At 72.3% G+C, this 11507-nt stretch carries 9 protein-coding genes and 1 riboswitch; of the genes, 4 read left to right on the forward strand and 5 right to left on the reverse strand.

Annotated features, from left to right (window positions below; genetic code table 11):
• Positions 1 to 391: 391 nt before the first annotated feature.
• Positions 392 to 1477, reverse strand: a complete 1086-nt coding sequence (locus ACH4SE_RS26955) for an SIS domain-containing protein (RefSeq protein ID WP_398546066.1) — start codon at positions 1475 to 1477, stop codon at positions 392 to 394.
• 194 nt (positions 1478 to 1671) lie between these two features.
• Between ACH4SE_RS26955 and nagB the strand changes: the two genes are divergently transcribed.
• A complete protein-coding gene (nagB, locus tag ACH4SE_RS26960; RefSeq protein WP_398546067.1) occupies positions 1672 to 2457 on the forward strand; it encodes a glucosamine-6-phosphate deaminase in 786 nt (261 codons plus the stop codon).
• A gap of 710 nt (positions 2458 to 3167) precedes the next feature.
• On the opposite strand, the gene ACH4SE_RS26965 is transcribed toward nagB, so the two are convergent.
• The 4 genes from ACH4SE_RS26965 to ACH4SE_RS26980 are packed head-to-tail and all read right to left on the reverse strand — an operon-like array spanning position 3168 to position 7964.
• The gene (locus tag ACH4SE_RS26965) at positions 3168 to 4739 is read right to left on the reverse strand and encodes a glycoside hydrolase family 3 protein (protein WP_398546068.1); all 1572 of its coding nucleotides are present in this window, start codon (positions 4737 to 4739) and stop codon (positions 3168 to 3170) included.
• Entirely contained in the window at positions 4736 to 5620 is an 885-nt protein-coding gene (locus tag ACH4SE_RS26970) for a carbohydrate ABC transporter permease (protein WP_398546069.1), read from the reverse strand. Before ACH4SE_RS26970 ends, ACH4SE_RS26965 begins: the two co-directional genes overlap by 4 nt.
• The gene (locus tag ACH4SE_RS26975) at positions 5617 to 6618 is read right to left on the reverse strand and encodes a carbohydrate ABC transporter permease (protein WP_398546070.1); all 1002 of its coding nucleotides are present in this window, start codon (positions 6616 to 6618) and stop codon (positions 5617 to 5619) included. Before ACH4SE_RS26975 ends, ACH4SE_RS26970 begins: the two co-directional genes overlap by 4 nt.
• Before the next feature lie 41 nt (positions 6619 to 6659).
• Entirely contained in the window at positions 6660 to 7964 is a 1305-nt protein-coding gene (locus tag ACH4SE_RS26980; RefSeq protein ID WP_398546071.1) for an extracellular solute-binding protein, read from the reverse strand.
• A gap of 319 nt (positions 7965 to 8283) precedes the next feature.
• On the opposite strand from ACH4SE_RS26980, the gene ACH4SE_RS26985 reads away from it, so the two are divergent.
• From ACH4SE_RS26985 to mctP, 3 genes are all read left to right on the forward strand, one after another.
• On the forward strand, positions 8284 to 9054 hold the full coding sequence (locus ACH4SE_RS26985) for a GntR family transcriptional regulator (protein ID WP_398546072.1): 771 nt from the start codon (positions 8284 to 8286) through the stop codon (positions 9052 to 9054).
• Between the two features lie 143 nt (positions 9055 to 9197).
• A complete protein-coding gene (locus tag ACH4SE_RS26990) occupies positions 9198 to 9455 on the forward strand; it encodes a DUF3311 domain-containing protein (RefSeq protein ID WP_398546073.1) in 258 nt (85 codons plus the stop codon).
• A complete protein-coding gene (mctP, locus tag ACH4SE_RS26995; RefSeq protein ID WP_398546074.1) occupies positions 9452 to 11101 on the forward strand; it encodes a monocarboxylate uptake permease MctP in 1650 nt (549 codons plus the stop codon). Before ACH4SE_RS26990 ends, mctP begins: the two co-directional genes overlap by 4 nt.
• Positions 11102 to 11253: 152 nt before the next feature.
• Positions 11254 to 11365, forward strand: a riboswitch (cobalamin riboswitch).
• Positions 11366 to 11507 lie beyond the last annotated feature (142 nt).

The raw sequence follows: 11507 nt of genomic DNA on the forward strand, positions 1-11507 counted from the left end.
GGACCGCACACCCCGCCGGCCACGGCTGCCGGCGCAGGCTCCGGGCTGCGGTGCGACGAGGCTGAGGGTCCTCTCTGCACCGCGGCCCGAAGTTGTCTTCGGGCCTCCCGCAGACCCGGCCCCTCCCCTGCCCCGCCGGCCAAGCGCCCCCACGGCCTGCGTGGGGGTACCCCCGGGCGGAGCCCCGGGGGAGAACGAGCGGCCGGCCCCCGCCGGGGCGCGGGTCGGACACCGGCCCAGAGGGTCTCTCCCGTTCGATCCGGACCACCGGCCGGTGGGGGGTTGCTCGCGCGGTTCCCCGCGCCCCTGGTGGTTGCCCGGCGCGGCGGGAGCAGCCTGCAGACGAGTGCCCCGCGGCGCAGGCGCGGGCTTCCCCACCTCCCCGGAGGGGTCAGCGGGTCTCGGTCACCTTCGCGATGGCCCGCGGGGAGTCGGGGTTCTGGCCGCGGGCGATGGCGATCTCGTAGGCCAGGCGCTGGAGGGGCAGGATTTCGAGGACGGGCTGCAGGGCCTCCCGGAGGTCCTGCGTGGGGAGGGCGAAACCGCCGGCGGCGGAGCGGGTGGCGTGTTCGGGGCCGACGACCACGAGATCGGCCCCCCGGCTGCGGAGGCGGTCCAGGACGGGCTGGAGGGCCTGGCCGCCGCGGCCCTCGGTCACGATCGCGATGACCGGTGAGATGTTGTCGACCATCGCCAGCGGCCCGTGCAGCAGATCCGCCCCGGAGTAGGAGAGAGCGGGCACGTAGCTGGTCTCCATGAGCTTGAGGGCGGCCTCCTTGGCCGTGGGGTAGCCGTAGCCGCGGGACGTGATGACCATGCGCTCGGCGAAGCGGTAGCGGCCCGCGAGGTCGCGTACCTCGTCGCCGCGGGCGAGGACGCGCTCGGCGAGCTCGGGGAGGGCCCGCGCGGCCGGGAGGCCGTCCTGGCCGCCCAGGGCGGTGACGAAGAAGTAGAGGGCCAGCAGCTCCGCCGTGTACGTCTTCGTCGCCGGGAGGGCACGCTCGGGGCCCGCGTGGAGGTCGATGTGGAATTCGGCGACCTCGGCGAGCGGCGAGTCCGGGTTGTTGGTGAGAGCCAGGGTGACCGCCCCGGCCTCGCGGGCGGCCTGCGTGGTGGCCGAGAGGTCGGGCGAGCCGCCGGACTGGCTGACGGCCACCACGAGCACGTCCGCGAGCTGCGGCCGGGCCCCGTACGCCGTGATCGTGGACATCGAGGCGAGGCCGGAGGGCAGCCCGAGCTCGACCTCGATCAGGTACTTCGCGTAGAGCGCCGCGTGGTCGGAGGTGCCGCGCGCGCTGAGCAGCACGAAGCGGGGACGGCGTGCGGCGACGGCGCGGGCGGTCTCGGTGATCTGCGGGACCGCGCGGTCGAGGATGCGCCGCAGCACCTCGGGCTGCTCGGCCATCTCCGCGGCCATGATCGCGCCGGGCCGGTCCGTACCGCGCGCCGGGCCCGGGGGCGCCGTGCCGTCCGTCATGTCCACCCGCCTCCATCCCGCCGGGGAGCACTCCAACAGTCGACCACAGGAGGCGGCGGCCCGCGCGCGGAGCGGGGCGCGTCAAAGGAGTACGGGGGGCGCGGGCGGGGCGCGGAACGCCCCTCGGCCGGCGCGCGGGCACCTGGTAGATTGGTCTATACCACACTCACCGCTCCAGAAACGGCAGGCCCAGCGTGGAAGTTGTCATCGTCCCGGACGCCGCGGCAGGCGGCGAAGTGATCGCGGAGGCCATGGCCGCGCTCATCCGCCGCAAGCCCGACGCGCTGCTCGGGGTGGCCACGGGTTCCACCCCGCTGCCCGTCTACCAGGCGCTCGCCGCCAAGGTCCGCGGCGGCGCGGTGGACGTCTCCCGCACCCGGGTCTGCCAGCTGGACGAGTACGTGGGCCTGCCGGCCGGCCACCCCGAGTCCTACCGCTCGGTCGTGCTGCGGGAGGTCGTGGAGCCGCTCGGGCTGTCCCCGGAGTCCTTCATGGGCCCGGACGGCGGCGCGGAGGACGTCCAGGGCGCCTGCGACGCGTACGACGCGGCTCTCGCCGCCGCCGGCGGGGTCGACCTCCAGCTGCTCGGGATCGGCACGGACGGGCACATCGGCTTCAACGAGCCCTGCTCGTCGCTGGCCTCCCGCACCCGGATCAAGACGCTCACCGAGCAGACCCGGGTCGACAACGCCCGCTTCTTCGACGGCGACATCGACCAGGTCCCGCACCACGTCATCACCCAGGGCATCGGCACGATCCTGGAGGCCCGCCACCTCGTCCTCCTCGCCACCGGCGAGGGCAAGGCCGAGGCCGTCGCCCAGACCGTCGAGGGCCCCGTCGCCGCGGTCGTCCCGGCGTCCGCGCTCCAGCTCCACCCGCACGCCACCGTGGTCGCCGACGAGGCCGCCGCGTCCAAGCTCAAGCTCGCCCCGTACTTCCGGGCCACCTACGCGGCCAAGCCGCGCTGGCAGGGGCTGTAGCCCCTGCCGCGTGGGACCCGCCCCCGTCCCGCGCGCGGACGGGGCGCGCCCCGCCGCCCGAAGGGGGCAGCCCGCCTTCGTACCGGGCCGGTGGGCGGCTGCGCGCACGGTCCCCGCGCCCCCGGCCGCAGGAGCCGCCCCTCGCGCCGGGCGGTACGCCTCAGCGCGCGGGGAACGGTGGCGGCCGACCCGCCACCGGGGCGCGGCCCGTCACCGGCCCCGTGCGCGGCGGCGCGCACCGGCCCCGCGCCCCCGGCCGCAGGAGCCGCCCCTCGCGCCGGGCGGTACGCCTCAGCGCGCGGGGGAACCGCGCGGGCGGCCCGCCACCGGGGCGCGGGGCGTCACCGGCCCGGTGGGCGGCTGCGCGCACCGGCCCCGCGCCCCCGTACCACCCCCGCACGAACCACCCCCTACGCCGGGCAGGACACATCAGCGACGCGGGACACCACGCGGCCGGCCCGCCATCGCGGCGCGAGCCGTCACCGGCGAAGGGGCAGCCCGCCACGGGCCTGTGCGCGACTGCGCGCACAGGCCCCCGCGGCGCGAGCCGGCACCGCCCGGAGGGGGCAGTTGCCGCCCTGCCCGCCCGGAACGCCGGCCAGAGGTATGCCACCGCCCCGGCAAGCGGGGGTGCGTGCCGGACGCCGGGCCCGGCTCAGGAGTGTCGGCCGGGCCCGGCGTCCGGGGCGGGGGAGCGCTCCCGCGGGCGCTCAGCGGGCGCCGGCGATCGCCTCCGCGGCCGCCTCGCCGCACACGCGGGCGGCGCCGTGGGTGGCGACGTGGAGCGCTCCGGTGGGCGGGGCCTGGGGGACGCCCATCTCGACGACGACCGTGTCGGGACGTGCGGCGACGACACCGGCCAGCGCCTCGGCCATCCACGCGTGCCGGTGGACGTCGCGGACGACGGCGACGATCCGCCGCTCCCCCGCGGCCGCCAGCACCCGCTCGGCGGTCCCGGGGGCGTCCGGCCCGGCCTTCCCCGCGGCGCGGTACGTCCCGGTCTCCGTGCCCGGCAGCAGCCGTTCGAGCTCCGCGGCGACGCCCCACGGGGTGTCCTCGCCGACGGCGATGTTGGCCACCGGCGTGAAGGCCGCCACGTAGGGGGCGGACTCCAGCGGCGTGAAGTCCGGCGTGCGGGTGATGCGCAGGGCCCGGCGGGCGGCCTCCAGGCCGACACCGAAGGCCTCGCCGGGAGCCGCCACCGTACCGCCGGGCGCGGTCCCCTCCACCGCGCCCGGCCGCTGCGCCGCCGCCCAGGCGGCGAGGTCGCGGACCCGCCCGGCCGCGTCGGCGAGCCGCTCACGGGGCAGCTCGCCGGATTCGACGGCGGCCACGATCGCGTCGCGCAGGGCGAGCACGGTCTCCTCGTCGGCGAGGCCGCCGCCGACGCAGATGGCGTCGGCGCCCGCGGCGAGCGCGAGGACGGTGCCGCGCTCGATGCCGTACGTCGCCGAGATGGCCTGCATCTCCATCCCGTCGGTGACGATGAGGCCGTCGTGGCCGAGTCCGCCGCTCTCACGGGGCGCGCGCAGCAGGCCGGTGAGGGCGGCGGGGCTGAGGGTCGCGGGCAGTTCGGGGTCGAGGGCGGGCACGAGGATGTGCGCGCTCATCACGACCTTGCTGCCGGCGGCGAGCGCGGCGCGGAAGGGCACCAGCTCGCGCGCGTGGAGGGTCGCCAGGTCGACGTCGATGCGCGGCATGTCGTGGTGCGAGTCGACCGCGGTGTCGCCGTGCCCGGGGAAGTGCTTGACGCACGCGGCCACGCCCGCGGACTGCAGGCCCTCGACGTAGGCGGCGGTGTTGCGGGCGACGAGGTCGGGGTCGGCGCCGAAGGAGCGCACGCCGATCACCGGGTTGTCGGGGTCGGAGTTGACGTCGGCGGAGGGCGCCCAGTTGAGGTTCACCCCGCACTCGGCGAGCCGGCGGCCCAGCTCGGCGGCGACCGCCCGGGTGAGCTTGACGTCGTCGACGGCGCCGAGCGCGAGGTTGCCCGGGAAGGACGAGCCGCCGCGCGCCTCCAGCCGCGTGACGTCGCCGCCCTCCTCGTCGGCCGCGACGAGCACGTCCGGCCGTACCTCGCGCAGCTGGGCGGTGAGCGCGGCCAGCTGCCCGGGGGATTCGATGTTGCGGGCGAACAGCGCGACGGCGCCCAGGCCCTCGGCGAGCTGCCGCAGCAGCCACTCGGGGGCCTCGGTGCCCTCGAAGCCGGGCTGCAGGACGGTGAGCGCGTCGCGTACGAGCGACGGCGCCGGCGTGTCCGTACCGGTGACGGCGGCGGTCATCCCTTCACCGCCCCGGCGGTCAGGCCCGCGGCCATCTTGCGCTGCACGAGCAGGAAGAGGATCACCACGGGGATGCCCATCATGGTGGAGCCGGCCATCATCGGGGCGTACTCGGTGCCGTGCTGGGTGGTGAAGGTGCCCAGCCACACGGTGGCCGTCTCGTGCTCCTGGCTCATCACCAGCAGGGCGTAGAGGAACTCGTTCCACGCCTGGATGAAGCCGTAGATGGAGGTGGCGACCAGGCCCGGGGCCAGCAGCGGGAAGACCACGCGGACGAAGGCGCCGGTGCGGCTGCACCCGTCCACCATCGCGGCCTCCTCCAGCTCCTTGGGGATGTTGACGATGAAGCCGCGCAGCGTCCAGACCGTGAAGGGCAGGATGAAGGTCAGGTACGTCAGCACCAGGCCGCTGAGCTTGTCGATCTGGTGGATCTGGTTGAGCAGCAGGAAGACCGGGATGATCATCGCGACGAGCGGGACCATCTGCACGGTCAGGATGCCCACGATGACGGCCTTGCGGCCGCGGAAGGCGAAGCGGGAGATCGCGAGCGCGGCGAGCAGGCCGATGACCGCGCCGATCACGACGGTGGCGGCGCTGACGACGAGGCTGCGCTCGACCGGCCCCCAGAAGTCGCTGATGTTCAGGGCGCGGCGGAAGTTCTCCAGCGACACCGGGAACGGGAAGAAGTGCGGCTCGGGGTCGATCGCGTCCTTGGCCGGCTTGAAGGCCGTGTTGATCATCCAGTAGACCGGGAAGGCGGTCACCGCGAAGACCAGCAGGCCGAGGGCGTTCCAGCCGATCTTCGCCTTGCGCCTGCGGCGCTCGGCCGCGGTGGCCGTGATCACCGGGGCGGCGCTCGGCCGCGAGGTCAGGGCGCTCATTCCACCTCTCCGATCTTCAGCATCTGCCGCATGTACACCGCGACGACGCCGAGCAGCAGCAGGACGGTCAGCAGCGCGATCGCGGAGCCGGCGGCGTAGTCGTTGACGCCGAAGGCCTTTTCGTACGAGTAGGTGGTCAGCAGCTGGAACTCCGGCTCGGGGTGGCCGCCGCGCATGAGCCAGACCTGGGCGAAGACGCCCATGTCCCAGATGACCGAGAGGGTGGTCATCATGACGACGAGCGGCTTGATGATCGGGAAGGTCACGTAGCGGAAGACCCCGAAGGCGGCGGCGCCGTCGAGCCGGGCCGCCTCCTCCAGCTCCTTGGGCACCTGGGTGAGGCCGGCGCCCAGGGTGATCACGACGAACGGGATCGCGCCCCACACCACCTGGAGCATGATCACCGACAGGCCCTCCGGCCCGGAGGCGAACCAGTTGTGCCCGGTGTAGTCGACGCCCGGCAGCTTGGTCAGCACCCAGTTCACGACGCCGTAGTCGCTGTCGAACATCCACTTGAAGACGGTGACCGCCACGACCACCGGCATCGCCCAGCTCGCGACGAGCGCGATGTTCACCAGGGTCCGCACCCAGCCGGAGACGCGCTGGAGGAGCAGGGCGATCAGCATGCCGAGGACCATGGTGAGGAGGACCGCGGCACCGGCGAAGACGACCGTGCGGACGACGACGTCCCAGAACTCGCCGTCCTCGAGGATGGCCGAGTAGTTGTCGAAGCCCACCCAGGTGGCGGGTTTGAAGCCCCACAGCTGCGGCTTCTTGTAGTCCTGGAAGGACAGGACGCCCAGCTTGATCAGCGGGTAGCCCAGCACCAGCACGAGCACCAGGAGGCACGGCGCCAGCAGCAGCCAGGGGGTGAACGCCCGGCTGAGGTGGAGGCGGCGGCCTCGTGCGGCGCGGCGTCTCCCGGAGCCCTGCCCGGGAGGTGATGAGTGCCGCCGTTGCGGCGGCACCTTGGTGGTGGTGGTCTCGGCGGCACTCATCACGTGCTCCTCAGCGGTCCTGGTCTACGTTGCGAGGATGGTCAGTTCTTGACGTTGAGGACCTTGTTCATGGCCTCCTCAGCCGTCTTGGCCGCGTCCTGGACGGAGGCCTTGCCGGTGGCGATGTTCTGCAGCATGGTCTGCAGGGTCTGCGCCTTCTCCACGGTGCCCCAGCCGGGCGCGGTCGGCACGAACCAGCTCGACCCGGCGGCGGTCGCGGTGACCGCGGAGGCCGGGTCGCTCTTCAGCGTGGCCAGCTGCGTGTTGTTGTTCGGCAGGTTGCCCTTGCCCATCAGGACCTTCTGGCCGGCCGTGTTGGTGAAGTCGTTGATCCACTCGGCCGCCAGGTCGGCGTTCTTCGACTTCGTCGGGACCGCCAGGTCCGAGCCGCCGAGGAAGACCGGCAGGTTCTTGCCGGACGGGCCGGGCATCACGAAGTTGACCAGGTTGTCCTTGAGCTTGCCGCCGGTCTTGTCGAACTTCGGGTCGGCCGCCGACGGGCCCTCCCAGCCGGGGGCGAAGATCAGGTCGGACTTGCCCTGGCCGTAGACGATGTAGCGGTCCGCCTCGTCCTTGGTGAGGTCGCCATGCATGTACTTGCCCATGGCGTCCTTCCAGGCGGTGAGGCCCTGGATCGCCTGCGGGGACTCCAGCGAGCCCTTCCACTGGCCGCCCTCGTTGGTGGCGATGGCGCCGCCGGCGTCGTAGACGAAGGACATGGCCGCGTACCAGTCACGCGACGGCTGGTACCAGGCGTTGAACTTCGGGCCCTGCTTGGACTGGATCTTGTCCAGGGCCTGGGTCAGCTCGGTCCAGTTCTTCGGGGTGTCCTTGATGCCGGACGCGGCGGCGATGTCCTTGCGCCACGTGGCGATACGGGCCGCGGCGTAGTAGGGCACGCCGTAGGTCTTGCCGTCGTAGGTGACGGACTGCTTGAGGGCGTCCAGCCACTGGGCGGAGTTGTCGAACTTGGACGGGTCGACCTCGGCGAACGCGCCCTCGGCCATGTAGGGCACCATCTCGGAGTTGCCCATCTCGACGACGTCGGGTGCCTTGTCGGTGGCGAGCACGGCGTCCAGCTTGGCATTCTTGTCCGGCCAGGCGTAGTACTCGTGCTTGACCTTCAGACCCGGGTGCTTGGCGGTGAGGGCGTCGTCAGCCGTCTTGATGAGCTCCGGCCAGTTGTGCTGGGCGTCCACCGTCAGCCAGACGGTGATGGACGAGGCGCTGGAACCCTTGTCGCCCCCCGACGACGCCTTGCTGTCGTCCTTCTTGTCCGATCCACATGCCGCGATGCCGACGATCATGGTCGCGACGCCGATCGCCGCGATGAGCTTGCGCTTCACGCCACCCTCCTCAGGATGCCCGAAACTCCCCCCACCGCCCGAAATGCCGGACTCCGCGTACGACGCGGAGTCCGATACTTGCTCGTGGGTCTGGGATTTGGTCGTTAATGGTTTAGACCAGTACGGGGAGCTTGGCCTAGACCTTTAGGGGTGTCAAGGGTGTATAAGAACACCCGTCGGGTCTGTTATCGGACCGACACCTGAGGGGGACCAGGACCCCGCCGCCTCTCTCCCGCGGAGCCGCGCGTGCCACCATGTGAGCCGCGATCAGCGGAGGAGCCGGACCACGGCAGCACGAGCCCAGTCGGGAGTAGACGTCATGGAGAGCGACGCGGTCACCAGTGCGGACACAACGACGGGCGGCACCGCCGGCCGTACCGCGCGGGTGCCCAAGTACTACCGGCTCAAGCGCCATCTGCTGGACATCACGCAGACCATGCCGCCCGGCACGCCCGTGCCGCCCGAACGCACCCTCGCCACCGAGTTCGACACCTCCCGCACCACCGTCCGGCAGGCCCTCCAGGAGCTGGTCGTCGAGGGCCGGCTGGAGCGCATCCAGGGCAAGGGCACCTTCGTGGCCAAGCCCAAGGTCTCGCAGGCGCTGCAACTGACCTCCTACACCGAGGACATGCGCGCCCAGGGCCTCGAACCCACCTCCCAACTGCTGGACATCGGCTACATCACCGCCGACGACCGGCTCGCCGGGCTGCTGGACATGAAGGCGGGCGGCCGCGTGCTGCGCATCGAACGGCTGCGGCTCGCCAACTCCGAGCCGATGGCGATCGAGACCACCCACCTGTCCGCCAAGCGCTTCCCGGCGCTGCGCCGCAGCCTCGCCAAGTACACCTCGCTCTACACCGCGCTGGCCGAGGTCTACGACGTCCGGCTCGCCGAGGCGGAGGAGACCATCGAGACGTCGCTGGCGACCCCGCGCGAGGCCGGGCTGCTGGGCACGGACGTGGGCCTGCCGATGCTCATGCTCTCCCGGCACTCGATCGACACCACGGGCGAGCCGGTCGAGTGGGTGCGGTCGGTCTACCGCGGCGACCGGTACAAGTTCGTCGCCCGCCTCAGCCGCCCCACCGACTGAACCGGTGCACGTACCGGTGCTTCCCGGTCACTCTCGCGGCTGACCTGGGAACGGATCCGTGCACGGGTAGTGACGGCCGCCGCTAGCCTCCCCTAGATTTCCTGGCCATTACACGCTGTTCTAGGGGACGGGAGCACCTCACCATGTCACAAGCACCTCCGGGCCCACGGCCACCGGTCGTCACCCCCACCCGGGTCGTCGCCGCGCTCTGCCTGCTCGCGCCGATCGTCGCCCTGCTCTGGGTCGACTCCTACGCGCGGCTGACGCCCGCCTTCATCGGCATCCCCTTCTTCTACTGGTACCAGATGGCCTGGGTGCCGGTGGCGGCCGCGCTCACCTCCACCGCGTACGTCCTCGTACGGCGCGAGGAGCGGGCACGCAAGGGAGGTGACGGGAAGTGAAGGACGGCGTCAACGGCGTCGCACTCGGCGTCTTCATCTTCTTCTTCCTGGCCGTCACGGTGCTCGGCTTCTTCGCCGCGCGCTGGCGGCGTGCCGCCGACCCGCTGCACCTGGACGAATGGGGCCTGGGCGGGCGGAGTTTCGGGACCTGGGTGACCTGGTTCCTGCTCGGCGGCGACCTCTACACCGCGTACACCTTCGTCGCCGTTCCGGCGGCGATCTTCGGGGCCGGCGCCGCGGGCTTCTTCGCGGTCCCGTACACGGTCATCGTCTACCCGATGGTCTTCCTCTTCCTCCCCCGGCTGTGGTCGGTCTCGCACCGGCACGGCTACGTGACCTCCTCGGACTTCATCCGCGGGAGGTTCGGCTCGAAGAGCCTCTCGGTGGCCGTCGCGGTCACCGGAATCATCGCCACGATGCCGTACATCGCGCTCCAGCTCGTCGGCATCCAGTCGGTGCTGGACGTCATGGGCGTCGGCGGCAGCGACGGGACGAACTGGTTCGTCAAGGACCTGCCGCTGCTCATCGCCTTCGGTGTGCTCGCCGCGTACACCTACTCCTCCGGGCTGCGCGCGCCGGCCCTCATCGCGTTCGTCAAGGACGCGCTGATCTACATCGTCATCCTGGTCGCGATCATCTACATCCCCTACAAGCTCGGCGGCTTCGACGACATCTTCAGCAAGGCGGACGACGCCTTCAAGGTCAAGAACCCCGCCACCGGCGCACCCCGCGGCTCGCTGGTGACCGGCCCGCAGGCCCAGTGGGCCTACGCCACGCTGGCGATGGGCTCCGCGATGGCCCTCTTCCTCTACCCGCACTCGGTCACCGCCGTGCTGTCCGGCAAGCGGCGCGACACGATCCGCCGCAACACCACGATCCTGCCGCTGTACTCGCTCATGCTCGGCCTGCTGGCGCTGCTCGGCTTCATGGCCATCGCGGACGGCATCGGCGGCAAGGGCTACAACAGCCAGCTGGCCATCCCGCAGCTCTTCGAGAACGTCTTCCCCTCGTGGTTCGCGGGTGTCGCCTTCGCCGCGATCGGCATCGGCGCCCTCGTCCCCGCGGCCATCATGTCCATCGCCGCGGCCAACCTCTTCACCCGCAACATCTACAAGGACCTCATCAAGCCGGACGCCACCCCCGCCCAGGAGACCAAGGTCTCCAAGCTGGTCTCGCTGGTGGTCAAGGTCGGCGCGCTGGTCTTCGTCCTCACCATGGACAAGACCGTGGCCATCAACTTCCAGCTGCTGGGCGGCATCTGGATCCTCCAGACCGTCCCGGCCATAGTGGGCGGCCTGTTCACCCGCTGGTTCCACCGCTGGGCGCTGCTCGCCGGCTGGGCGGCCGGCATGTTCTACGGCACGTGGAAGGCGTACGAGCAGTCCAGCCCCGCGCAGTCGCACTTCGGCGGCAACGCGGACATGATCCCCTGGATCGGTGAGAAGGGTTACATCGGCCTGACCGCCTTCGTGCTCAACGCGGGCGTCACGATCGTCCTGACCCTCGTTCTGCGCGCGTTCAAGGCTCCCGCCGGGGAGGACGAGACGGTGCCGGCCGACTACACCGCCGAGGCGTCCGCGGAGGTCCCGAACCCCACCGCGCCGGCCGACCCGGCCGTCGCCCCGGGCCTGCCCGAGCCCGCGTAGCGGCCGCGCGGGAAACCGCGCGGGCAAGCCGCCACCACGGGCGCGGGCCGTCACGGCCCGCGCCCGTGGTGTATCCGGCGGGGCAGCGGCGCCCCCGAAAACACACGGCCTCGCGACACAACATCTGGGGCTGCGCGGCACACCGCGACACAAGATGTATGCTCAACTCCGCTGCCCGCAGGGGAAGCCGGTGCGAATCCGGCGCTGCCCCGCAACGGTGAGCTGCCGCGTGCCGGAGCGCGCGGCGGCGGAGCCCGATCGCCTGCCGGCAGACGGCGCCCCGGTCGGCAGACCGTGACGCCGCTGTGTCCGGGCCTCGTGGAGTGGGCTCGCGGACGCGGTCCGGCATGCCCTCACCGGCGGTCGCGGCCCCCTCCGTCCCTCCCGCGTGGCCGCCGCCGCTCAC

This window comes from Streptomyces sp. NPDC020983, assembly GCF_044333485.1.
GTDB lineage: Bacteria > Actinomycetota > Actinomycetes > Streptomycetales > Streptomycetaceae > Actinacidiphila.

What these genes read in the sequence shown, in the direction of transcription:
- ACH4SE_RS26970 (WP_398546069.1), bottom strand. Translation starts at nt 5,620, where the DNA reads ATGAGCGCCCTGACCTCGCGGCCGAGCGCCGCCCCGGTGATCACGGCC.
- ACH4SE_RS26975 (WP_398546070.1), bottom strand. Translation starts at nt 6,618, where the DNA reads ATGAGTGCCGCCGAGACCACCACCACCAAGGTGCCGCCGCAACGGCGG.
- ACH4SE_RS26985 (WP_398546072.1), top strand. Translation starts at nt 8,284, where the DNA reads ATGGAGAGCGACGCGGTCACCAGTGCGGACACAACGACGGGCGGCACC.
- ACH4SE_RS26955 (WP_398546066.1), bottom strand. Translation starts at nt 1,477, where the DNA reads ATGACGGACGGCACGGCGCCCCCGGGCCCGGCGCGCGGTACGGACCGG.
- ACH4SE_RS26965 (WP_398546068.1), bottom strand. Translation starts at nt 4,739, where the DNA reads ATGACCGCCGCCGTCACCGGTACGGACACGCCGGCGCCGTCGCTCGTA.
- ACH4SE_RS26990 (WP_398546073.1), top strand. Translation starts at nt 9,198, where the DNA reads ATGTCACAAGCACCTCCGGGCCCACGGCCACCGGTCGTCACCCCCACC.